Origin of the sequence: Algoriphagus sp., assembly GCF_024305035.1 — a bacterium.
Lineage (GTDB): Bacteria > Bacteroidota > Bacteroidia > Cytophagales > Cyclobacteriaceae > Algoriphagus.
Map to the genome: position 1 here is coordinate 109,627 of NZ_JAMWZB010000004.1, position 25,261 is coordinate 134,887.

The 25,261-nt window shown below is 42.1% G+C and carries 19 protein-coding genes; all 19 read left to right on the forward strand.

Features of this window, described 5'->3' with window-relative positions; all coding sequences use genetic code 11:
* The first annotated feature begins 14 nt into the window (after positions 1–14).
* The 19 genes from Q0L00_RS03255 to ispG all read left to right on the forward strand — a co-directional run bounded on the left by Q0L00_RS03255 (position 15) and on the right by ispG (position 25,201).
* Complete coding sequence (locus Q0L00_RS03255) at positions 15–3,107, forward strand: TAT-variant-translocated molybdopterin oxidoreductase (RefSeq protein WP_297335429.1); 3,093 nt, start codon at positions 15–17, stop codon at positions 3,105–3,107.
* 17 nt (positions 3,108–3,124) lie between these two features.
* The gene (gene nrfD, locus Q0L00_RS03260) at positions 3,125–4,489 is read left to right on the forward strand and encodes an NrfD/PsrC family molybdoenzyme membrane anchor subunit (protein WP_092793917.1); all 1,365 of its coding nucleotides are present in this window, start codon (positions 3,125–3,127) and stop codon (positions 4,487–4,489) included.
* 2 nt (positions 4,490–4,491) lie between these two features.
* On the forward strand, positions 4,492–5,022 hold the full coding sequence (locus Q0L00_RS03265) for a DUF3341 domain-containing protein (protein WP_297335430.1): 531 nt from the start codon (positions 4,492–4,494) through the stop codon (positions 5,020–5,022).
* Between the two features lie 13 nt (positions 5,023–5,035).
* On the forward strand, positions 5,036–5,662 hold the full coding sequence (locus tag Q0L00_RS03270) for a cytochrome c (protein WP_297335431.1): 627 nt from the start codon (positions 5,036–5,038) through the stop codon (positions 5,660–5,662).
* 2 nt (positions 5,663–5,664) lie between these two features.
* Positions 5,665–6,960 (forward strand): quinol:cytochrome C oxidoreductase, encoded by a 1,296-nt coding sequence (locus tag Q0L00_RS03275; protein ID WP_297335432.1) that lies wholly within the window; start codon positions 5,665–5,667, stop codon positions 6,958–6,960.
* Between the two features lie 25 nt (positions 6,961–6,985).
* Positions 6,986–8,008 (forward strand): cytochrome c oxidase subunit II, encoded by a 1,023-nt coding sequence (locus Q0L00_RS03280; RefSeq protein WP_297335433.1) that lies wholly within the window; start codon positions 6,986–6,988, stop codon positions 8,006–8,008.
* A 27-nt stretch (positions 8,009–8,035) separates the two neighbouring features.
* Entirely contained in the window at positions 8,036–9,919 is a 1,884-nt protein-coding gene (locus Q0L00_RS03285; protein WP_297335434.1) for a cbb3-type cytochrome c oxidase subunit I, read from the forward strand.
* Positions 9,903–10,979, forward strand: coding sequence for a COX15/CtaA family protein (locus Q0L00_RS03290; RefSeq protein ID WP_297335435.1), 1,077 nt, complete (start codon positions 9,903–9,905; stop codon positions 10,977–10,979). Before Q0L00_RS03285 ends, Q0L00_RS03290 begins: the two co-directional genes overlap by 17 nt.
* Positions 10,980–10,981: 2 nt before the next feature.
* Complete coding sequence (gene cyoE / locus Q0L00_RS03295; RefSeq protein WP_297335436.1) at positions 10,982–11,887, forward strand: heme o synthase; 906 nt, start codon at positions 10,982–10,984, stop codon at positions 11,885–11,887.
* A gap of 5 nt (positions 11,888–11,892) precedes the next feature.
* Positions 11,893–12,474, forward strand: a complete 582-nt coding sequence (locus Q0L00_RS03300; RefSeq protein ID WP_297335437.1) for a cytochrome c oxidase subunit 3 — start codon at positions 11,893–11,895, stop codon at positions 12,472–12,474.
* Between the two features lie 27 nt (positions 12,475–12,501).
* Positions 12,502–13,278 (forward strand): cytochrome c oxidase subunit 3, encoded by a 777-nt coding sequence (locus Q0L00_RS03305; protein WP_297335438.1) that lies wholly within the window; start codon positions 12,502–12,504, stop codon positions 13,276–13,278.
* Between the two features lie 18 nt (positions 13,279–13,296).
* Positions 13,297–13,626 carry a cytochrome C oxidase subunit IV family protein gene (locus tag Q0L00_RS03310; RefSeq protein ID WP_297335439.1) on the forward strand — a complete coding sequence of 110 codons (330 nt, stop codon included), beginning with the start codon at positions 13,297–13,299 and terminating at the stop codon, positions 13,624–13,626.
* A gap of 75 nt (positions 13,627–13,701) precedes the next feature.
* The gene (locus tag Q0L00_RS03315) at positions 13,702–14,370 is read left to right on the forward strand and encodes an SCO family protein (RefSeq protein ID WP_297335440.1); all 669 of its coding nucleotides are present in this window, start codon (positions 13,702–13,704) and stop codon (positions 14,368–14,370) included.
* Entirely contained in the window at positions 14,357–14,908 is a 552-nt protein-coding gene (locus Q0L00_RS03320; RefSeq protein ID WP_297335441.1) for a DUF420 domain-containing protein, read from the forward strand. The genes Q0L00_RS03315 and Q0L00_RS03320 overlap by 14 nt, the downstream gene beginning before the upstream one ends.
* An 11-nt stretch (positions 14,909–14,919) precedes the next feature.
* On the forward strand, positions 14,920–15,177 hold the full coding sequence (locus Q0L00_RS03325; protein WP_297335500.1) for a hypothetical protein: 258 nt from the start codon (positions 14,920–14,922) through the stop codon (positions 15,175–15,177).
* A gap of 54 nt (positions 15,178–15,231) precedes the next feature.
* A complete protein-coding gene (locus Q0L00_RS03330; RefSeq protein ID WP_297335442.1) occupies positions 15,232–18,936 on the forward strand; it encodes an ATP-binding protein in 3,705 nt (1,234 codons plus the stop codon).
* A gap of 39 nt (positions 18,937–18,975) precedes the next feature.
* Positions 18,976–22,446, forward strand: coding sequence for a hypothetical protein (locus Q0L00_RS03335; RefSeq protein ID WP_363318500.1), 3,471 nt, complete (start codon positions 18,976–18,978; stop codon positions 22,444–22,446).
* A 64-nt stretch (positions 22,447–22,510) separates the two neighbouring features.
* The gene (locus tag Q0L00_RS03340; protein ID WP_297335443.1) at positions 22,511–23,215 is read left to right on the forward strand and encodes an SDR family oxidoreductase; all 705 of its coding nucleotides are present in this window, start codon (positions 22,511–22,513) and stop codon (positions 23,213–23,215) included.
* Between the two features lie 3 nt (positions 23,216–23,218).
* On the forward strand, positions 23,219–25,201 hold the full coding sequence (gene ispG / locus Q0L00_RS03345; protein ID WP_297335444.1) for a (E)-4-hydroxy-3-methylbut-2-enyl-diphosphate synthase: 1,983 nt from the start codon (positions 23,219–23,221) through the stop codon (positions 25,199–25,201).
* Positions 25,202–25,261: the final 60 nt, after the last annotated feature.

Sequence of the window (25,261 nt, forward strand, 5' to 3'; positions counted from 1 at the left end):
TCCTAGATCATAAAATGAAGGAAACTAAAAAAACATACTGGAAAGGGCTAGAGCAGCTCAACAATGATCCAGAGTTTGTAAAGCATGCCGACCGGGAATTTCCTGAGCTTCCTTCCGCATTGGGCGAGGATGGTAGTGCTTCCAGAAGAGATTTTCTGAAACTGATGGGATTCAGCTTAGCAGCAGCTTCTTTGGCTGCTTGTGAAGCTCCGGTTAGAAAGGCTATTCCATACGTGAATAAGCCGGTAGATATCAACCCTTCTATTCCTAATTATTACGCTTCTACGTTTGCTTCTGGCGGTGATTATGCTGCTGTAGTGGTAAAAACACGTGAAGGGCGACCGATCAAAATAGATGGTAATGAGCTTTCTCCTGTAAATAAAGGAAAAGTAAATGCCATTGTGGAAGCCTCTGTGCTATCACTTTACGACAAGCATCGTCTGACCGGTCCTACACTAAACGGTGAAAAATCCGATTGGGCTACAGTAGACGCACAGGTGAAATCAAGTCTTGCTGGAGCTGGATCAATTAAAATTGTGTCCAACACGATTTTGTCCCCTTCCACTGAAAAAGTAATCGAACAGTTTACCGCTACTTTCGGAGATGTGGAAGTAATCATGTACGATCCCCTTTCCAATTACGGCATAAAGAAAGCTTCCGAAACCTATTATGGTCAAAGTGTAGTTCCTTCTTATAATTTTGATCAGGCCAAAACCATCGTTTCCTTTGGAGCTGATTTCTTAGGAACTTGGATTTCTCCAATTGAATTTGCAGGTCAGTACGGAAAAACCCGTAAAATCAGCAAAGAGAATCCGGAGATGTCCAGACATTACCAGTTTGAGTCCAATCTTTCTTTGACTGGTGCAAATGCTGATTACCGCACGCCAATCAAAGCTTCTCAAAGTGGATTGGCAGTTTTGGGATTGTATAATTTGATTGCAGCAAAAGCAGGAGCATCTCGTGTTTCTGCCCCAGCAGTCGAAGTTGCAAATCTCGAAAAAGCAGCCAATGATCTTTGGGCCTCCAGAGGAGCTTCTTTGGTGGTTTCCGGATCCAATGATCCGAATGTTCAGGTTGTGATCCATGCGATTAACGAGCTTCTAGGGAATAACGGAACCACCGTGGATTTTTCTACACCGGTGTTCTTCAGAAGAGGTGATGATGCGCGAATGAACCAATTTGTGGATCAGTTAACAGGTGGTCAAATCGGTGCTGTAATTTTCCATAACTGTAATCCTGTGTACGATCATGCTCGTGGAGCTGAAATCGCCGAAGGTATTGCTAAAGCTCGGGTAAGTATTTCTACCAATGGAACTCCTGATGAAACTGCTTCCTTGGTTCAAATTCAAGCGCCAGATCATCATTTCTTGGAGTCTTGGAATGATTTCCAGCCAAAAGCCGGACATTTCTCCCTAGCGCAGCCAACTATTTCCCCATTATTTGATACACGTCAAGCGCAAGATTCCTTCTTGACATGGGCTGGTAGTACAAGTAATTACTATGACTTTTTGCAGCAGACCTGGAGAGAAACGCTTTATGCGCAATTGGGAGGAGAAACTCCTTTCCAAGAATTTTGGGATCGCTCTTTATATAATGGTGTAGTCCATGCGGCACAAGCAGAAACCGAAGCTACTCCGATTGTAGCTATAGGGGATGTTTCTCCAGCGGCCTCTGCTGTAGCAGCTGCTTATTCTGCTGATAATTCAGGTGCTGAGTTGGTAATCTATTCCAAAGTAGGGATAGGTAACGGTACGTTTGCCAACAATCCATGGCTTCAGGAAATGCCTGATCCGATCACCAAGGCTACCTGGGACAACTATTTGACCGTATCTCAGAAATGGGCTTCGGATAATGGAATTTCCATGGTCGAAGAAAATACACAGAAAGCAACCATTTCTGTCAATGGTAAATCTCTTACCCTTCCAGTTTTGATCCAACCTGGTCAAGCAGAAGGTACCTTTGGTCTGGCTTTGGGTTATGGTCGTACCAAAGGCGGTCGAGTGGCTAATGGAGTAGGAGTCAATGCTTATGATTTGCTGGATAGCAGCAAAGGTTTTGTGAATTTTGAGGTGATTTCAGGGGTGGATGTTCAGGTATCTGGTGATTCTTACAAAATCGCACGAACTCAGACTCACCAGACTTTTATGGGTCGGGAGAACGTGATTCAAGAAGCTACCTTAGCTGAATACAAGCAAGATGCTTCTGCCGGAAGATATAAGCCAGAAATCTACAAAGACGGTGAATTTGTAAAGCCTTCCAAAATCTCGCTTTGGAAAGGGCATCAATATTCTCAGCATCACTGGGGTTTGGCCATAGACATGAACTCCTGTATTGGATGTTCGGCTTGTTCAGTTGCTTGTCAAGTGGAAAACAACGTCGCTGTGGTCGGAAAGCAGGAAGTTCTGAACCGAAGAGAAATGGCATGGATCAGAATTGACCGGTACTATTCTTCTGATGCTCCTGCAGATGATTTGGATGGAATGGAGGTAGCTTCCCAGAATCCGGAAGTGACATTCCAGCCGATGATGTGTCAGCAGTGTAATAATGCGCCATGCGAGACGGTATGTCCGGTGGCAGCGACCACGCACTCTTCAGAGGGGTTGAATCAAATGACCTATAACAGATGTATCGGTACTCGCTATTGTGCAAATAACTGTCCGTATAAGGTGCGTCGATTCAACTGGTTTAAATACCATGATAACAAGGATTTTGCTGGAGTCAATGTTGCTCAAAACGACGACTTGGGTAAAATGGTTTTGAATCCTGACGTAACGGTCCGTGTACGTGGTGTAATGGAAAAATGCTCAATGTGTGTGCAACGAATCCAGGCAGGAAAATTGGCTGCCAAGCGTGAAAAGCGTAAAGTACAAGATGGAGAAATCAACGTGGCTTGTGCGGTGGCTTGTCCTACTGATGCTTTGGTTTTTGGGGATATGAATGATCCAAGCAGCAAAGTTTCTCAACTCTTGAAAATTGAGGAAAATTCTACTTCTGCACAAAAGGAAGTGAATGAGGAACGAGCGTACCATGTATTGGAGGAGATCAACGTGAGTCCAAACGTTTGGTACTTTACCAAAATCAGAAATAAAGATAAAAACGAAGCGTAATCATAATTTTATAAACTATGCAGGTTACTTCATCCGTACGTCAACCTTTAGTCACCGGTGGTAAAACTTACCATGATGTGACCCATGACGTGGCCCGACAGGTAGAAGGTAAGCCCTCAGTGGGTTGGCTTTTGGCCTTTCTGACAGCAGCAGGCGTCTTAGCGTTAGGCTCCATTGCACTTATCGCGACACTATGGGAAGGCATTGGTATGTGGGGGTTAAATAAAACAATCGGTTGGGCTTGGGATATCACCAACTTTGTTTGGTGGGTTGGTATCGGTCACGCCGGTACTCTAATCTCAGCAGTTTTATTGCTTTTCAGACAAAAGTGGAGAACATCCATCAACCGAGCTGCAGAAGCAATGACCATTTTCGCTGTTATTTGTGCGGCGATGTTTCCGGTGATTCACATGGGAAGACCTTGGTTGGGAGCTTATTGGGCTCTTCCACTACCCAATACCTTTGGCTCGCTTTGGGTTAATTTCAACTCTCCCTTGCTTTGGGACGTTTTCGCGATCTCGACTTACTTCTCAGTTTCTTTGGTATTCTGGTACATCGGATTAATTCCAGATTTTGCCACGATTCGGGACAGAGCGACTGGCTTAAGAAAAGTAATCTATGGTGCACTTTCCTTTGGTTGGGATGGGGCTGCCAAAACATGGATGCGTTATGAATCGGTTTCTTTAATTTTAGCGGGTCTTGCAACGCCTTTGGTACTATCAGTTCATACGATTGTATCCTTTGACTTTGCCACATCGGTGATTCCGGGATGGCATACAACCATTTTCCCTCCTTATTTCGTTGCAGGTGCAATTTTCTCAGGTTTCGCGATGGTATTGACTCTCATGATCATTACGCGAAAGGTATTTAAACTGGAGGATTACATCACGATCGGACACATTGAGTTGATGAATATTGTGATCATCATTACGGGTTCAATTGTGGGTATTGCCTACATTACCGAGTTCTTTATCGCTTGGTATTCAGGAGTGGAGGCAGAACAATATGCCTTTATCAACCGAGCAACGGGTCCTTATTGGTGGGCTTATTGGTCCATGATGACCTGTAATGTGATTTCTCCCCAGTTGTTCTGGTTTAAGAAAATTCGAACTTCCATAGTTGCTACTTTCCTGTTGTCCTTAGTGGTGAATATTGGGATGTGGTTTGAGCGATTTGTAATTATTGTTACTTCGCTTCATCGAGATTATCTTCCATCTTCTTGGGCGATGTTTTATCCAACTTGGGCTGATGTAGGAGTTTACCTCTTTACGTTCGGTTTGTTCTTCACCTTATTCTTCTTGTTTGCGAAGTTTTTCCCTGTGATCAACATGGCTGAGGTGAAATCTGTATTGAAGTCTTCATCTGAAAAAGTGGCTAAATAATCATGGAAAGAGATACGCATTTTATATTAGGTGTATATGAGGACGAGGATGTATTGCTTCATGCAGTGGAGCAGGTTCGTTCCTCAGGGGTGAAAATTCACGAAGTTTTTTCTCCCTATCCGGTACACGGTCTTGAGCATGTGTTGGGATACAAAAGAAGCCGACTTCCGATTGCAGCCTTTTTGTTTGGCCTGTTGGGAACGTCTTTGGCCTTGACCATGCAGTTTTACATGATGAAGTTTGACTGGCCGATGATTATCGGGGGTAAAGATTTCGCGGCTGTTCCTGATTTTATTCCAGTAACATTTGAAATGACCGTTTTATTGGCTGCTTTTGGGATGGTCGGTGTTTTTATGATCAGTTCTAATCTCAAGCCATGGGCACAGCCAAGAATCTTCGATGTAAGAATCACGGACGATAAGCATGTAATGGCGATTGACATTGCAAACAACAATGCTTTGGACGTGGAAAAGATCAAAGAGATATTGAAGTCTTCTGGTGCAACAGAGGTAAATAATAAAAGTTTTGAATAGTAATATCAGCGATATGAAGCTTGTAAAAACACTTAATATTCTGGGTATAGTTACCGCTGGAATAGTATTGGGTGCGTGTAGAGCCGGGGGAGACAATCAAGGCTTGGAATATGCTCCGCAAATGTACCATTCTGTTGCCTATGAGCCTTTGACTCAGATTACAGATGAAAGTCAGGGAGACTGGCTTTCCAATCGGGAAGATGAGAAAGGTGAATTCTACAACAGCAATATCTACAATCCCCATAATATGAACATGCGGGAGCCGGTGGAAAATACTGTTCCGAGAAACAAAAATGGCTATTTGCCCTATCGATTAAAAGCATTCGAATTGGAGGAGGCTGCTTTGATTGAAAACCCCATCGAATTATCTGATCAGGTGTTGGATGAGGGAGAGACGCTTTATCTTCAATATTGCTCTTCCTGCCATGGTGCTGGTGGCGAAGGTGACGGGAAAGCAGGTTTGATTATCGGAGGAGTAGCCAACCTTAAAGGTGGAGCCTATATTAATCTACCTGAAGGACATATTTTCCATGTCATTACCAAAGGTAAAGGAAGAATGGGTGCACATGGTTCTCAAATCACTCCTGAGAATCGATGGAAGATCGTTCATTATGTTAAACAAGAAATCCAGAAGCAATAATCATGGCTCATCACGTACAAAACTTTAATTTGGATCAAAAATTTGAGTTCAATTCTGGCATTAAAAAGCCAATATTGACAGTTTTGATTATCGGCGCCGTTTTGCTGGGTATTGGGATAGTGCTTGCCATGACAAGTGGCGGACATGGCCAAGAAGGTGCAGAAGCTGGAGCCCATGCATTTCATTGGTATGAGCGCCTATTTGCCAATATCTGGATCAATAATGTGTATTTCACAGGAATCGCTATCGTCGGTGTGTTCTTCTTTGCAATCCAATACGCTGCGCAAGCAGGTTGGTCTGCACCAATTACGCGAGTCATGTTGTCCTTGGGTAGCTGGTTGCCATTTGCAGCCATTTTGATGATTGCAGGCTTCTTCTTGATGGGACACAATTTATTTCATTGGTGGCATGCTGAATTATTCGATCCGAATTCCTCTGAATATGACTCCATTATTGACGGAAAGGGTGCATTCTTTTACTGGCCGATGGAAAAAGGGACTTTCCCGATTTTCTATGTGGCTCGAATGGTGATATTCTTTGCATTCTGGATTTTCTTCTTCAATAAATTCAAAAAAATTGCTGCCGCTGAAGATCAACTGGGAGGAACTTCCCATTGGTTTAAAATGAGAAGCTGGTCTGCTTATTTCTTGGTTTTCTTTGCCGTTTCATCTTCGGTAGCGGCTTGGGATTGGGTGATGTCCATTGATACCCACTGGTTCTCTACGCTATTTGGATGGTATGTATTCTCCTCTTGGTTTGTTGCCGCACTTTCAGCAATTACTTTGTTGACGATTTTCCTAAGAGGGCTAGGTTATTTGGAAATGGTCAATGAAAATCACATTCATGACCTTGGAAAGTTTGTGTTTGGATTCTCTATTTTCTGGACTTACCTGTGGTTTTCGCAGTTCCTTTTGATCTATTATGCCAATATACCTGAAGAATCAGTTTATTTTGTTGAGAGACTGACAAGTGATGTGTATGGACCGTTTATTTTTGTAAATATTGGGTTGAACTTTGTACTTCCGTTCTTAGTTTTAATGACAAGAGATTCCAAAAGACATGGTGTATTCCTCAAACTGGTTTGTACGCTTTTGATCGTGGGACACTGGATTGATTTCATATTGATGGTTCAACCCGGTACTTTGGGTCATAACGGAGGCCTAGGATTAATGGAAGTTGGATCTCTCTTAGTATTTGGTTCAGTTGTGGCGTTGGTAGTGTTGGGAGGACTAGCCAAAGGGAATTTGGTTCCTAAAAACCACCCAATGCTTGAAGAAAGCTATAATCATCACATTTAATTAAACTAATCCTAAATAGAATCGTATGTACGGGTTTCTTATAGCAGTCGGAGTTCTTTTACTATTATCCATCATTTGGATGGTGTATCGGATTCAGACTTTGGTATCAGTAGTAAAAGGGTCAGATAAGAAAATTGCTTCCAGCAGTAATAAGGTCAATGCAATCCTATTTGTGGTTTTCTTGGTAGCGGTAGGTGCATTGATGTTTTGGTATTCGATCAAGGAATTTGATAATTATCAGCTTCCGATTGCTTCCGAACACGGAGTGGTTACTGATCAGTTGTTTTGGATAACCATGGCCGTGACAGGAGTAGTATTTCTGATCACTCATGTGTTATTATTCATTTTCCCTTATAAATATCAGTATAAAGAAAATCGCAAGGCTACTTTTTACCCCGATAACAACAAATTAGAAATTATTTGGACCGTGGTCCCGGGTGTAGTTTTGGCAGGTTTGGTGATTTCAGGTTGGATGGCTTGGTCTGATATTACAGCACCAGCTCCCGAGAATGCCCATGTGGTAGAAATTATGGGCTATCAATTTGCATGGGATATTCGCTACCCTGGAAAGGATAATATTTTGGGAGATTATGATTATCGATTAACTACTGCCCAAAACGGGATGGGAGTTGATTTTTCTGACAAAAATGCAATTGATGACTTCGCTTCTCCCGTGGTGGTAATTCCCAAAGGCGAACCTGTTTTGTTCAAAATCCGAGCTCGTGATGTGTTGCACTCAGTTTTTGCTCCTCACATGAGATTGAAAATGGATGCAGTACCTGGTATGCCTACCCGATTCTGGTTTGTACCGACAAAGACTACAGCAGAAATGCGGGAAGAACTTGGTAATCCGGATTTCAATTATGAAATCGCCTGTACCGAAATTTGTGGAAGAGGTCATAATTCTATGAGAAGAGTGATCGAAGTTGTAGAACCTGCGGAGTATCAAAAGTGGGTTTCCGAACAAAAGACTTTCATACAAGCGAATCCTGCACTGGCTGATGGGATTGAGGTTGAGGTGAAGGAAGTGGCAGATATTCAACAATAAGAAAGTAAAACAATTAACATAAAGATTATGGCTACAGCAGCAGTTGCAACTCATGATACAGGGGCTCATGATCACCACGAGCATCATGATAACTTCGTAACCAAATATATTTTCTCGACTGATCACAAAATGATCGCCAAACAGTATTTGGTTTCAGGAATGTTCTGGGCATTGATAGGTGGGTTTCTATCCATTCTCTTCAGACTTCAGTTGGGTTTTCCGGATATGAGTTTGGAGTTCCTGCGTCCGCTATTGGGCGGCTGGATTGATGAAGCGGGAAAACTGGATCCAACCTTTTACCTGGCTTTGGTTACCATGCATGGTACCATCATGGTCTTCTTTGTACTGACGGCTGGATTGAGCGGTACTTTTTCCAATTTCCTGATTCCGCTTCAAATTGGTGCTAGAGACATGGCCTCAGGATTTATGAACATGCTTTCATTCTGGTTCTTCTTTATTTCTGGAGTGATCATGTTTATTTCCTTATTCATTAAGACCGGTCCTGCAGGCGGTGGTTGGGTGGTTTATCCGCCACTCTCCGCACTAGAGCAGGCAATTCCAGGGTCTGGCTTGGGAATGACACTGTGGTTGATTGCGATGACTTTCTTCATTGCTTCGTCTTTGATGGGGGGAATTAACTACATTACCACAGTCATCAATTTGCGAACGAAAGGGATGTCCTTTTCTCGTTTGCCTTTGACGATTTGGGCTTTCTTCTTGACCGCTGTTATTGGTCTTTTATCTTTCCCTGTATTATTCGCAGCTGCCTTACTTTTGGTATTTGACAGAAGTTTCGGTACGTCTTTCTACCTATCCGACATTTATATTGGAGGTGAGGCTTTACCAAATACAGGAGGTAGCCCAGTCTTGTATCAGCATTTATTTTGGTTCCTAGGTCACCCGGAAGTTTACATTGTTCTTTTGCCTGCTTTAGGAATTACCTCAGAAGTCATTGCGACCAATTCCAGAAAGCCAATCTTTGGATATAAGGCGATGATTATTTCCATGTTGGGGATCACCATACTTTCCTTTATTGTGTGGGCTCACCACATGTTTGTGTCGGGGATGAACCCATTCCTGGGTTCGATCTTTATGTTCTTGACGTTGATTATTGCGGTTCCTTCTGCGGTAAAAGTATTCAACTACCTAACCACACTTTGGAGGGGTAATTTGATCTTTACCCCGGCAATGCTGTTTTCAATCGGCTTGGTATCCTTCTTCATATCAGGTGGTTTGACAGGTATTTTCCTCGGGAACTCTGCCATTGATATCCAGCTGCATGACACCTATTTTGTAGTGGCTCACTTCCACTTGGTAATGGGTTCAGCTTCTTTCTTTGGAATGATCGCAGGGATTTACCATTGGTTCCCCAAAATGTTTGGTCGAATGATGGATGCCCGTTTGGGGTATGTTCACTTCTGGCTGACTTTTGTGGGCGTATATATGGTGTTCTTCCCGATGCATTACATCGGTATTGCAGGTTTCCCAAGAAGATATTATTCGTGGACGAACTTCGAGTTTTCAAATATGTATACCGATTTGAATATGTTCGTGTCCGTGGCTGCAATCTTTACCTTTGGAGCACAGTTTATCTTCTTGTTTAATTTCTTCTACAGTATGTATAGAGGTAGAAAGGCTTCTTCAAATCCATGGAGATCTACTACCCTGGAATGGACTACACCTGTTGAGCCTGGTCATGGAAACTGGCCTGGTGAAATTCCTACAGTTTACAGATGGCCTTATGATTACTCCAAGCCTGGTGCTGAAGAAGATTTCATCCCTCAAACTGTTCCTCTTTCTGCAACTCCGGAGTCAAACTTACCTCATGAACAAGAGCAGGTAAAAATGGAGTTGGAAATCATGAAGGAAGAAGAGTCAGAGGTTTTGGTTGCAAATGAATCAAAGCATTGATAAATCCTTAAACAGCTTTCGCCGCATAAGTTCTATTACGGTGATCGCTGTTTATTTTCTCATCCTAGTGGGTGGGATAGTTAGAAGTACGGGCTCGGGCATGGGATGTCCTGATTGGCCTAAATGTTTTGGGAGTGTGATTCCACCTACTCATGTGGATCAGCTCCCAAAAAATTATCAAGAAATATATCTTGAAAAACGCCTTGCTAAAAACGAACGGTTTGTAGCCAGTCTTGAAAAATTGGGGTTTCAAAAAACGGCGGAGAAAATAGCTAACGATAAATCCATTTTGGTTGAGGAAGAGTTTAATGCCACCAAAACCTGGATTGAGTATATCAATAGATTAATCGGAGTTTTGATTGGTTTCTTGATTATGCTGACCGTTGGGAGATCATTTAAACTGTGGAAAATGGATAAGCGGATTACTTTGCTTTCCCTATTTTCTTTGGTTCTGGTTTTGTTCATTGGTTGGATAGGTTCATTGGTCGTATCGACCAACCTGTTGCCTTGGATGATTACCATTCATATGGTGTTAGCGCTGATTCTCGTTTGGATCTTGTTGTATGTCAATCAGCGTTCGCATTTTCTCCTGAGGCCAAAAACCAAATCTTCTTTTCTCCCTGTTAAAATTCAGTGGGTTTTAATTATCGGTACAATTTTAATGTTTGTGCAGGTAATACTAGGAACTCAAGTAAGGGAAGAAGTGGATCGGGTAAGTGAAAGCTTGGGTAATTTGCTTCGAGACCAATGGATTGGTGAGTTGGGTATTCAATTTATCATTCATCGCTCTTATTCCTTGGTACTTCTTGGAGTTCATCTCTTGTATTTCTTTTGGGCATTTAAATATACCTTAAGGAAATCTCCCATAAATAATTGGACCCAAGTTCTGATCTTGTTGATTCTACTTGAAATTGCCACTGGAGTGGGTATGGCGTATTTCGGGATACCTGCCTTTCTACAGCCTGTTCATTTAGTATTAGGGTCTTTGATTTTGGGTGTACAGTTTCTATTGATTTACCAAATCAGAGCCACAAATAAAATTAAGCTTAATTATACTTGAACATGAGGACAGTTGAAGTAACTGACCATACGATTATAAATTTAATTTCTGGTAGAATCAGAGCATATTCTGATCTGTTGAAATTTAGATTATCTGCCTTAGTGACTTTCTCGGCTGTATTTGGATATGTCTTGGGGTACACAGGAATGAGTTTTGGGTGGTCTGGTTTAATAGGCCTTTCCTTGGGCGGTTTTCTGATTTCGGGTGCCTCTGGTGCGGCGAATGAAATCATGGAGCGGGACTTAGACAAGCTGATGAAGCGAACTCAAAATCGTCCTCTTCCTTTGCAGCTTATTTCGTTAAAAGAGGCCTATTGGTTCACCACGATTATAGCCATTCTAGGCATTTCCTTGCTTTGGGTTTTCACCAACCCGCTGACGACTTGGTTGGGAATTTTGAGCATGGTGCTTTATGTTTTTGCATATACCCCATTAAAAAGAGTCGGTCCTGTCGCTGTTTTTGTAGGGGCAATACCTGGAGCCATGCCCCCACTTTTGGGTTGGACTGCCGCCACCGGTGCGATTTCCTACGAAGCCATGATTATCTTCGGAATCCAGTTTATTTGGCAATTTCCGCATTTTTGGGCGATTGCTTGGGTTAGTGACGAAGATTACAAGCGTGCTGGTTTCAAATTGCTTCCCAATGGAGGAGAGCAAGATTTGAACACAGCAATTCAAATTATGATTTATACCTTGTTTTTACTCCCATTGGGGTTGTTGCCATCCTATTTTGGTTTGACAGGTTTGAATTCAGGAATTGTGGCTACTATTTGTGGTGTCTTGTTTTTGGCACAGACCTTTTCCTTGATGCGTGATTGCTCAAGAAAATCTGCACTAAAAATTATGTTTGGTTCTTTTCTTTATTTGCCGATCGTGCAAATCGCATATCTACTCGATAAAATGCCTTAATACCTATGGAAAAAGAATTAAAATATAGCGATTTGGTGGAGCAGCCCATCTCGATGCATCCCAAAAAGTTCGCACTGTGGTTGTTTATGGTGACCGTGGTGATGATTTTCGCCGCATTGACAAGTGCCTACATCGTCAGACAAGCAGAGGGGAATTGGCTGGATTATGAATTGCCATCCGTATTTTGGATTACGTCTGGAATTGTGCTTTTAAGTTCGGTGTTTTTGCACTGGGCGTATCGCTCGGCGAAAAGAGATGAGTTGATTCAGCTTCGTATAGGAATGATCGGTGCAGTGGGTTTGGGAATTGCTTTTTTGGTGGGGCAATGGTACAGTTGGGTTGCATTGGTGGATAGGGAAGTGTTCTTTGTGGGAAACCCGGCGGGTTCTTTTCTGTATGTATTCACCGGATTGCACGCGCTTCACCTAATTAGCGGTGTGATATTTCTGATTATTGTATTAATTTCGACCTTTAGATATAAAGTCCATTCCCAAGCATTAACTACCATGGAAATGGCCACTACGTATTGGCATTTTCTGGGAGGTTTGTGGATTTATCTATTCATGTTTCTTCTTTTGAATCATTAAAATTAACCTGGTACAAATAAATAAATTATGTCTGCGCATTCTACTGCAATAGGAGTAAGCTCAAAAAGAGGCATCTGGGGTGGAGGAAATGAACCCTTGAAAGCCAGCTATGGAAAACTGATGATGTGGTTTTTCTTGCTCTCCGACATTTTCACATTCGCTGCTTTTCTGATTAGCTATTTGGCTATACGGGTAAGTTATCCAGCCTATGCTGGGCCTGCGGATACCTTTGTCGGTTCCAATGAGTATTGGCCAGTACCTGAATTGGTATTTGAGGCAGTTCCATTCCTTCATGGAATTCATGCTCCTCTTGTGTTTGTGGGGATCATGACATTTATTCTCATTTCCAGTTCCGTTACCATGGTTTTAGCTGTGGAAGCGGGTCACCGAAATGACCGAAATGATGTGGTCAAATGGATGCTTTGGACGATGTTGGGAGGAATCACTTTCCTGGCCTGTCAGGCTTGGGAATGGTCTCACTTTATCCATGGTACCGATGCTGGATCTGTTTTAACTTACATCAACAGCTTGAATCGAGAAGTTACAGAAACGGTCTTCGGCGCTAATTTGGTGGTGAACGAGTATGGACCAGCCGCATTTGCACAGTTGTTTTTCTTTATAACCGGCTTTCATGGTTTTCACGTGACCATTGGCGTGGTTTTGCTCTTCTTAGCCTTTTACCAAGCAGCAGTAGGCGTATACGACCGAAGAGGTCATTACGAAATGATCGAGAAAATCGGCCTATATTGGCACTTTGTAGATTTGGTCTGGGTATTTGTTTTTACACTTTTCTATTTGATCTAACTGAAAAAATCTTCTATCATGGAAATTCAAGATACAAAATCAACACTTGAGGTAACTCCTCGAAATAACGAGAAGATCAAAAAGATTTGGAAAACGGCAGGGATTCTTCTTGCGCTTACGGTTGCCGAATTTATTATGGCATTTACCATGGATCGCGGAATTTTGCTTTACGTCCTATTTATCCTTTTGACCATTTGGAAAGCCAAATACATCATGATGGAATTCATGCACTTGGGAGATGAGGCCAAACCCTTGTTTTACTCCATTATTGTTCCTTTGATTTTCTTGGTTTGGCTTTTGATTGCCTTGGCCAAAGAAGGAACTGACATATTCTTAATGCGTTGGTAAAATCATCCTAAAATTTTGAAAAAAAGAGAGGTTGGAGTGTGACACTTCAACCTTCTTTTTTGTTACATCCATATTATGAGAAGTTTGAGAATTTTACAGGGACTGGTGCTGGTTTGTATCTTAATGGTTCCTGTTTTAATCGTTTTATTTCTAAGAAGCTTTGGTGAAAATCAGTATGATTTGCCAGTTTTATATCAAAATGGAATTGACGATCCCTTCGGGGAATGCACCAGTGTGGATTCTACCCAACATGTTATTCCGGATTTTACTTTTGTCAATCAGGAAGGAAATGCTACCGGTCGATCAGATATGGAGGGGAAAGTCACTATCGTGGATTTTTTCTTCACTTCCTGCCCGAGTATTTGTCCTGTGATGTCAAAGGAAATGGAACGGGTCAATGACATGTTCCGAAATGAAGATCAGGTAAGAATTATGTCTATCAGTATTGACCCGGAGTATGACACACCTGAGATTCTTAAGGAGTATGCTGAGCGTCATGGTGCAAATCCTGGAAAGTGGGATTTTCTATCCGGCCCAAAGGAAGAGACCTATGATTTGGCTCGATGTGGATTTGCACTTCCTACGCTCGATGGAGCAGGAAACCCTGACGATTTTGTACATAGTGACAAATTTGTTTTGATTGATGAGCAAGGCAGGATCAGGGGGTATTACAGTGGCACAAACAGAGAGGACGTAGATTTGTTAATGTTAGAGACTAAAGTGTTGTTATATGGAAGTAGATAAAAGACTGATAGCCCAAGAAGGGAAAGTTAAAAACTGGATCATTTTCATTTCAATTTTAATTCCGGTGGCAGTAGCTGTCCTTTTATTTATGCCTCAGAAAGTCGACCTAGGAGCTGATTGGATTTATTTTTTGCCACACCTCAATGCGATTATGAATACTGCGGCTAGTTTTGCCTTGATTCTAGGGTTGATTTTTGTGAAGAAGAAGATGTATTCGTATCACGGGGCGACCATGAGTGTGGCTTTTGGGTTGGGAGCAATATTTCTGATTTCTTATGTCATTTACCACGGTTCGGCTGAAAGCACCTCATTTGGCGGAGAGGGATGGATCCGTTCGGTCTATTATTTTCTGTTGATCACACACATCATATTTGCAGCAGTGGCACTTTTTCCTATTCTTTTCGCTTATTATTATGGATATACCAATCAGCGGGAGAAGCATCGAAAAGTAGTTAAATATGCGTATCCGATTTGGTTGTATGTTTCGGTGACTGGGGTGATTGTTTACCTAATGATCAGTCCTTATTATGGGTTTTGAATAAATTGACTATGACAAAGAATAAAATCATTGCGACGGTTTGGACTTTTCTGTTGGTACTTGGTTTTCAAATCCAATCATGGGCCCAATGTGCCATGTGTCGGGCATCTGTTGAAAACAACGTCAGCAACGGAGACACAAGCATCGGAGCGGGACTGAATAATGGCATTTTGTATTTGTTTGTGATGCCCTATTTGATCGCTATGGTAATCGGTATTTTATGGTATCGAGCCGCCAAAAAAAGAAAAGCCAAATTGGTAATTCGGTAAAAGGTGGAAAGCAAAGTTTGATCAAGGACTTTGCTTTTTCTATTTTTAAGTCAAATGAATCAACAGCCTCGTCGTCTGATCATCCTGGTCAGTGCATTTTCTCTCCTGGGAGTTTTAATTTTGAACTTCTTCTTTTTCCAGAAAAGTGAGGAGGAATCATTTTTTGAAGCAGTGCAAGAGGAGGTTTTAGCAATTGATCGGGAATTTGATGAAGATTTTATTCAGGTTTTGATGGCCATTCGGCCTGATGAAGATATTTCTTTCGAGAAAATCAGTGATCCTTTTCATCGACACCCTTTTTTTATCATTGACCATGAAAAGCAATTGCGGTTTTGGTCTGACTTTACGGTTTGGTTAGATTTTGAAACGATTGACCTGAGTCGCGAATACCAATTGCTTGAGGATCCTTACGGAACTTTTTTGCTGAAAAATCGAAAGATTAGCCGGAATGGAGAGAGTTTTTACATGGTTCATGTTTTTAGATTAATCTGGCCAGGAACGATTGAAAATGAATACTTGGAGTCTGGTCCTAACCGGCGGCTCTTTGGAAATGATCAATTGAGTATCAAGACACTGGAAGAAGAATCTCGTTTCAAAATCACTAACACTGCCGGTATTCCTCTTTTTGGAATTGATTTTGAACTTGGTTACCGACCGGCTGGACGTCTGGCTAACCCTGCGATTTTGATTTTCTTTAGTTCTATTTTTTTATTGTATTTCATTTTGAGTTCCAGTTTTGTGCTCAATCAGTGGAAAAAGGGTCGTCGCTGGAAAGCCATAGGCTACGGGTTTTTAATTGTGTTTGCCTTTAGGGTAGTCATGTTGGTTTTAGCTTTCCCTGGTACTTATTTTAATTTCGAGTTATTCAACCCTGCTCAATACGCCTCCTCTTGGCTCAATCCCAGCTTGGGGGATTTGTTGCTCAATACCATCTTCGGAGTTTTTATTGTGGGTATGGTGATTTTTCAATTGGCTTCCGAAAAAACCCATCGAAAAATCAAAATTCTTAATCAGCGTCAAGATCTAGTTTTATTTGGCAGTATTGTATTTGTCTTACTTTCCTTGTGTTTTGTACTGATTTGGAGACTTCCGGGGGATTTGATAGCTAATTCCCAATGGCCCTTGGATATCACTGCTATTCCTACCTTTGGTTGGTTTGAAGGCATTAGTTTTTTGATCATCTTTCTGTGGGCAGCTGTCTATGGTTTATTAGCCTTGACCCTGATCAGTTTGCTATTTAAGTTGGAGCAAAGAAAATCCTTTTTCTACCAAGGCATTCTGATTTATGGCCTCCCCATTGCTTTAGGTTTGTTTTTTTGGGAAGGTTGGCTTGGTATTTCTTGGGTGGTTCATTTATCCTTTTTGGCTTTGGTAGTCCGTTTTCAACTCTATCAAAATGTCTTTCGCCTCGGATTAAATACTTTTTTGACCTTCTTTTTTACCAGTTTGATTGTTGCTTTGATCTCTGGTGTGAGCACCTTTCAAACCCAGCAGCAGGAATTGAATCAAAGTAAAATTCGCTTTGCCAACCAAAATTTGATTGAAAGTGATGTGATGACGGAGTTTTTTCTGAGTGAGATTTTTACCCAGGTAAAGTCTGATTTATTTATTCAAAATAGGCTGGCTGACCCACTCCTTTCTAAGGAACCTATCGAAACTAAAATCCGAAGAATTTATCTGGATAATTACTTTGATCAATTTGAAGTAAAAATCAGGATTTTTTCAGCCAATGGGCAAGATTTGGCAGGGAATTCAGATGCTCGGTCTCTTTCTCAATTACGGGATGAATACATTAAATCGGACTTTCTCACCTCTTTGAAGGACCTGTATTTTATTCGTGGGACCGATGGGAACATGGGGAGTTTATTTGTGGGTTTCTTACCTATCATCAGGGAAGGGAATGCTTTAGGGACCATTTATTTAGAATTGAGGCAACTTCGTGTGCACCCGGGATCGGTTTATCCTAAGTTACTTTTGGATAAAAAATACAATGATCAGCTGGACCCCTTGCGGTATGATTATGCTATTTTCAAAGAGGGGGAATTGATCCGCAATACTGGATCGTTTAACTACCTGAATTCAAAACTCATCAGCAGATTGTCTGAAGATAAGCTCTTCCGATCAGGAATTCACGAGGCATCTTTTCATCACCTGGGAATTAAGAATGGAGATGAGCTCATTGTAATTTCTTCACCCAATCAACCATTTTCGTATTTTCTGGGGAATATTTCACTTTACTTTGTGGCATTTGTCTTTTTGACTTTTGTGACGATTTTAGTGAATACAATACTTAAAGGGTATAAAACCTTTGAGTTTAACTATTCCACCAAGCTGCAACTTTACCTTAACTTTGCGTTTTTCTTTCCCATTATCATTATTTCTATCATCACTGTGGGGCTGCTGGCCAATAGTTATCGGGAAGATTTGGACCGTCAATATATTCAAAAGGCAGCGCTGATTCGGGGTAATTTGTCGGGCTTTTTAAGTAATCGTACTCCGGGCCAAATCGATCAAGACCAGCTCAATGAAGAGGTTGTTTCTCTTGCCAATACCATTGCTGCGGATATTCATATTTACTCGGCGGCCGGAGAACTCAAAGCGACCAATCGCTACAATATTTTTGATAAAAAAATTCTTGCTCCAAGGATCAATCCCCAAGCCCTGTCTGAGATTATAGAGCAAAATCAACTTCAATTTTTAGCTGAGGAGCGTATCGGGAAATTAAATTACAAGGCGGTCTACCTTGCCATCCCTTCTGCAAGTGATCAAGGAATAGCGGGTATTCTTTCTGTTCCGTTTTTTGAGTCTGAAACGGAGTTAAATTCCCTAATTTCTGATGTAATCAGCAATATTTTCAACGCATTTGTAATCATTTTCATCCTGTTCTTGATTGTCTCCTACTTTGTTTCAAAAAATTTGACCCTACCTTTTAAGCTGCTGACTCAGAAGTTAAAGACCACTAATCTTGAAAATAACGAGCCGATGCTTTGGGAGTCAAAGGATGAAATCGGATTGCTGGTAAATGAATATAATAACATGCTCTTTAAGCTGGAGAACAGCAAAAAGGTGCTGGCTTCTACCGAAAAAGAATCTGCATGGCGAGAAATGGCCAAACAAGTTGCCCACGAAATCAAAAACCCGCTTACTCCGATGAAACTGACCTTGCAGCATTTGATTCGTTTGCAGGAGGCTGGTGGTCTGACTGATCTTCAGAAACTTCGGGCTTCACTGGAGACCTTGATTCATCAAGTGGATGCCTTGAGCGGGATTGCTTCCTCATTCAGTACATTTGCAAAAATGCCCCTTCCTAAAAATGAGCGTCTCAATTTTAAAGCACTGGTAGAACGGGTGTTGAATTTGTTTAAGAACGATGGCCGAGTTCACCTTCATTTTCAGGATGATTCTTTTGCCGAGGACATTCCGATTATGGGTGATGATAAATTATTTGGAAGAGTAATTTCAAATCTGATTATCAATGGGATTCAAGCAGTGGAAGAAGATCAGCAAGCTGAAATCAGAATTTGGCTTTGGATGTCCGAACAAGCCGTCTTTCTGGAAATCACAGATAATGGAAAAGGTATCCCGGCAGAGTTGAGAGATAAGATTTTCATTCCCAATTTCAGCACCAAGTCCACCGGATCCGGACTAGGATTGGCGATCGCAAAAAGTGGGGTAGAAACAGCTGGCGGTAAGATCTGGTATGAAACACAGATTGATAAGGGGACTACTTTTTACTTAACCTTTCCCCTGGTTGAATAATCACCTATTTTAGTACCTTGACGGACAAAAGAGGCTGATTTGAAAAAAAAGGTTTTATTCGGGATGATGATTTTATTGGGTGCGGTAAACCTGAACGGGCTGGCCCAAGAAAAATGTCGTTGGGTTTCGGCGATGTCTTTGTCTAAAGGGATAGAACTGGACTCGCTTTCTGGAATTGAGGAAAGCATTCGGCTCAGTGATCCGGAGGGAACTAGCATAGCCTTTCTTTTTGACCTCAATTCCAATCAGATCAGGCTGGATTCTTCAGCTTCAACAAATTTAGATTCCCTATGGCTTTGTTACCGAACTTTTGCTACGAGATTGGATCGGCCAGTCGCTTTGAGAACCTTGAGCCGTGATTATGATTCCTTGGCTCGATTTACTGATAACCGAACTATTCATCGGAGTGATTGGGATTTGAATGAAGAACTTTTTCCCTCGAGTAACCTATACAAAAGTGGAAGTCTCACCCGCGGGATATCCTTTGGCAATGCACAAAATGTTTTTATCAACTCCAGTCTGAATTTACAGCTTGAAGGTGAAATTGCCGAAAACCTTAACATTCGTGCGAGTATTACCGATCAAAACGTGCCTTTTCAGCCAGAAGGAAATACCCAGCAAATTCAGGATTTTGACAATGTGCTGATTGAGCTTTTCAATAATGACTTTCGATTGGCTGCCGGAGACGTTGTTTTGCAGGAAAGAAAGTCAGAATTTCTTAGGTACTATAAAAACGTGCAGGGTCTTAAGCTGACCACCCAGTATGACATAGGTGAAAAATGGAAAGCCAGCACGCAGGGATTCGCCTCAATTGCCAAAGGGAAATTCGCCTCGATTCAGGTACCCGTCCTGGAAGGAGTTTTAGGACCCTACCGCTTAATTGGCCCGAATAATGAGCGATTTATCATTGTCATGGCAAATTCTGAACGGGTTTTCTTGGATGGGAAACTTCTTCAGCGAGGATTTAATGCAGACTATGTGATCGACTATAATCAAGCTGAAATCACCTTTACTCCCAAAGTTTTGATTACCCAATATTCTCGTCTTCGGGTGGATTTTGAATATGCTGAGCGAAATTATTCCCGCTCTATTGTGGGTGCCAACCATTTGCAGACCAATGGAAAAGTAGAACTATACCTGAATTATTACCAAGAAAAAGATAATCGAAACCGCCCCTTATTTGCTGAATTTTCTCCCGAAGAAACCGCACTTTTGGCTTCAGTTGGGGATCAGGTGCAAAATGCCCAAATCCCCCGTATGGATAGTGTGGCTTTTGATCCAACTCGGATTTTGTACGAGCGAGTCACCGAAGAGGATGGGCAAGGCAACCTGCTGATTTACTACCGGTATTCCACCGATCCTGAGCGTGCGAATTTTGATTTGTCATTTGCCCAAGTAGGACAGGGAAATGGGAATTACCGCCGAGTCAATCAGCTTTCCAATGGAACAGTCTATGAATATATTCCGCCAATCAATGGGGTTTCTCAGGGAGATTATTCGATATTGACACAGCTGCCAGCCCCTGATAGCCGAAGTATGCTCACGGCGGGAGCTCGAGTCAATCTTAGCGATTGGGATCAGGTTTATACCGAATTTGCATTTTCGAATCGGGATCAAAATTTGTTTTCCGAACTGGATAATGAAGACAATCAGGGATTAGCCTGGAAGTTGGGTTACAAATCTGAGCAGCGGGACTTGAATTTGATCGAGGGCTATAAAATTTCCGGATTGACGGAACTGGAATACAACTCGTCCAACTTTAATTTTATAGATCGCTTTCGATACATTGAATTTGACCGAGACTGGGGGTTGACCAACAAAATCCTTTCCGAGGCAGCATCTGAGCGACTTTTTAAAGCTGGGTTTAACCTGGAAAAAGATAATTCCAATCGATTTGATTACCTGTTTTACGCACGAAATCGACGGGGTGTTGTGGATGGTACCCAACATAAGGCAACATGGAATTTTGAAATAGGAGATCGGTTGCTGGTGAAAAATGAATTTTTTAATCTGCAAAGTACCTTGGATTCTACCCATTCGGAATGGATCCGATACTTGGGGAATATTTCTTTTCGGTCCAAATTACTAGTGCCCGGTTACCAATTTTGGTTAGATAGAAATTCCTTGATCGATACCCAAACGGATTCGGTAATCAGTACAGCGATGAATTTTGCCGAGCACTTATTCTATCTTCAGAATCCCGACACTGCTTCTACCACTTTTCGTTTGGATGCAGCTTGGAGAAAAGATCGACTTCCCTTTGACGGGGTGTTGCAAGATGATACCGATGCGTTTACTTCTAACTTTTCCTTTGGAAAGCAATGGGAAAAACATCAATTGACCAGTACGTTCACTTTTCGAAAGCTGGAATATGTTCAGCGGGAATTGACCACTGAGGAAACGGTCATGGGAAAGTTAGATTACAGTGGGACTTTAGGCGAAAACTTAATTCGAAATGAATTGAGTTACGCGATTGGAAATGGACGGGAATTGCAGCGGGAGTATGTTTTTATCCCCGCTCCCAATGGCGATGGGACGCACACCTGGCGAGACGACAATGAGGATGGAATTCAGCAGTTGAATGAATTTTATTTGGCAATCAATCCGGAAGAAAAACTGTATATCAAGATTTTTGTGCCTACCGATACTTATGTGCAGGCCTATACTTCACTGCTGAATTACAGAGTGCAGGCGAGATTCCCCGAAGGTTGGAAAGAGGGAGGTGTGCTAAAATCATTTTTGTATAAATTCTCCAACACCTCCAGCTTAAGCGTGGAGAAAAAAATCACCTCTTCTGATTTTTTGGCTAGAATATCACCGTTTATCGGAGGAATAGAACGAACGCAGATATTGTCATTGAGGCAAGTTATCCGGTCGAGTTTTTTCTTTAATCGGGCTTCGGCTTCCTATGGTTTTGATCTTTCGTTGTATGATTCTCAGCTGAAGCAATTGCTGTCAGGTGGATTTGAGGATTTGATCCAAAAAGACTGGAAATTGAATACCCGATACAATTTTTCCAATAGGACCACGCTTCGGCTTTTGGGAGGAGTGGGGAGGAGAATTTCTGCCTCTGATTTTTTAGAAAACCGAAATTATCAGATTCAGCAACAGCGTTTTGGGCCGGAATTTGCCTGGCAGCCATCTGCTTTTTTTCGGACTACCGGGACCTATTCGTTTACCTCCAAAATAAACAGGGCCAATGAAGACTTTTCCGAGGAAGCAAGCACGCATGAATTGGGGTTGGATTTGCGTTTTGCCAAAGCTATAAAAACGACCCTGACAGGTAGTTTGAAATGGATAGAGATCAACTACAATGGTGAACCAAATTCCCCTGTGGGGTATGAAATGCTTCAGGCACTGACACCGGGAACCAATGTGACCTGGTCGATCAATTGGCTTCAAAAAGTCGGAAATGGATTGCAGGTCAATTTGGCTTACGAGGGCCGAAATTCCCAGGGACTCAATCGAATCGTTCATATTGGGAGAATGCAGGTTTCTGCACTCTTTTGATAAAAAAATGTAACTTTGTCGCCGGCAGATAGTTGTCATACTAACTATTAAAATACGAAATAAAATGCCCAAAAGCATCTTAGTTACCGGTGGTACCAAAGGCATCGGAAGAGCGATTATCAAACGGTTTGCTGAAGCAGGATTTTCGATCGCTACTTGTTCTAGAAATGAGTCAGATTTGAAGATTCTCAAACAGGAATTGGAACATCATTTTCCATCGATTCAAGTTTTGGCCGAAGTGGCCGATTTGTCTCAAAAAGAAGAGGTATTGCGCTTTGCCAAGCAGGTGGAAAATTTTTGTGAAGTAGATGTTTTGGTTAACAATACCGGCTTATTTCTGCCTGGGGCAATTCATGACGAACCGGATGGAAATTTTGAATTGATGATGCACACCAATCTTTTTTCTTCCTATTACCTCACCAGGGCATTGATTGGGCAAATGATGAAGCGTCGCTCTGGACATATTTTTAGTATCGGTTCAATTGCTGGACTCACAGCCTATCCCAATGGTGGGAGCTATGCTATTTCTAAATGGGCTATGCTGGGAATGACCAAGTGTCTTCGGGAGGAAATGAAACCCCATCAAGTCAAGGTGACTTCTATTTTGCCCGGAGCTACGTATACGGCAAGTTGGGAAGGAGTTGATTTGCCGATCGAGCGATTCATGAAAGCCAGTGATGTGGCTGAGTCGGTGTGGTCTGCCTACAACCTTTCTCCTCAAACGGTAGTTGAGGAAGTAATTATCCGTCCACAACTTGGAGATTTATAAGCTATGGAACCCCTAATCAAACCCCTGAATTCAAATTATTGCAATAGCTTGACGAGCTATTCCCGAAGAAAAACCATTCCGGTAAAAATCGGTGATGTGATCATTGGAGGAGATAATCCCATTGTGGTTCAGTCCATGACTACCGTGGATACGATGGATACCAAGGGCTCGGTGGAGCAGTGTATCCGGATGATTCAATCAGGCTGTGAGTTGATCAGAATCACCGCTCCCAGTATCAAAGAGGCTGAAAATCTCCGGAATATCAAGGCGGAATTGCGAAAACTCGGATATCATACACCTTTAGTGGCTGATATTCATTTTACCCCAAATGCCGCTGAGATTGCCGCTGGAATTGTGGAAAAAGTTCGGATCAATCCCGGTAATTATGCTGACAAGAAGAAATTCGAAGTAATTGAATATACCGATGCCAGCTATCAGGAGGAATTGGAGCGAATACGGGAGCGATTCCTTCCGCTGATCAAAATTTGCAAAGAGAATGGTACTGCCATGCGGATTGGAACCAACCACGGTTCCCTATCGGATCGAATCATGAGCCGATATGGCGATACGCCTTTAGGAATGGTGGAGTCTGCCTTGGAATTTCTGCGGATCTGTGCGGATGAGAATTACCATGAGATTGTCATTTCCATGAAATCTTCCAATACACAGGTCATGGTTCAGGCCTATCGCTTGTTGGTCCAAAAGCTGGATGAAGGGGGGTTCAAGCCTTACCCGCTTCATTTAGGTGTGACTGAGGCAGGTGAGGCAGAAGATGGAAGGATAAAATCCGCAGTGGGAATCGGGACGCTCTTGGAAGATGGACTGGGAGATACTGTTCGGGTTTCCTTGACAGAAGATCCCGAATTTGAAGCCCCAGTAGCCAGAGCGCTAATCGATCGCTATACCAAGCGGAACGCTCATGCTTCCATTGCCGAAATATCCGATTATCCCATTAATCCTTTTGAATATACCAAAAGAAAGAGTTGGGAAGTTTTCAATTTTGGGGATCACAATGTGCCACGCGTGATTACAGATATTTCCCGAATAGATCGGATTACCGAAAAAGAAATGAAAGCGGTTGGGCATTTTTATCTGCCCGAACTGGATAAATGGAAAATGAATGACCAAGGCTGTGACTTTGTTTATTCCGGCATCAATCCGATTCCATTTATGCTACCGAATGGCATGAAGGAAATTCAAAATGCCTCAGTTTGGATGCACTTAAAAGATCAAAAAAATAAATTTCCTCTTTTTTCACTTGATGAGTTCAACGTATTTCAGACCTTTCATTCGGAATTGAATTTTTTAGAAATCACAGATCTTCAGATCGATGAGGCGATTCAGGCTGTACGGGATCGAAAAGACACGGTCCTTATTTTGAAAACAGAAAATACGCATGCCATGCCGGCTTTGAGACGTGCATTTGTCAAGTTAATTCAGGCGGATTGTCAGATTCCTGTGACCGTCAAGGTGAGTTATCCCGATCAGGCAGCCGATCAAACTATGCTTTACGCGGCCACAGATGTAGGAGGATTGCTGGTGGATGGCCTTGGAGATGGCATAATGCTTTCGCTCGAAAAGGAAGGTTTTCATTCGCGCGAAAATGTAATTGAGCAAATCAAGCTGCACAATTCGGTAGGATTTGGGGTATTGCAAGCCGCACGAACCCGCATGTCAAAAACCGAATATATTTCCTGTCCTTCCTGCGGTCGAACACTGTTTGACTTGCAAGAAACAACTGCAATGATCAGAAAGCGAACCGATCACCTCAAAGGTGTCAAAATTGGAATCATGGGTTGCATCGTTAATGGCCCGGGCGAAATGGCAGATGCGGATTATGGATATGTTGGTTCGGGAAAAGGAAAAATTACCCTTTACAAAGGAAAAGAAGTGGTCAAGCGATCTGTACCTTCTGAGAAAGCTGTAGACGAGCTGATCAATATTATTCGAGAAGATGGCATGTGGATCGAACAGGAAACCATTTAAAATCTTCCGATTCCAGCGCAAACTATTCTCCTACACAAGCTGTTTTAACGAAAACTAAGC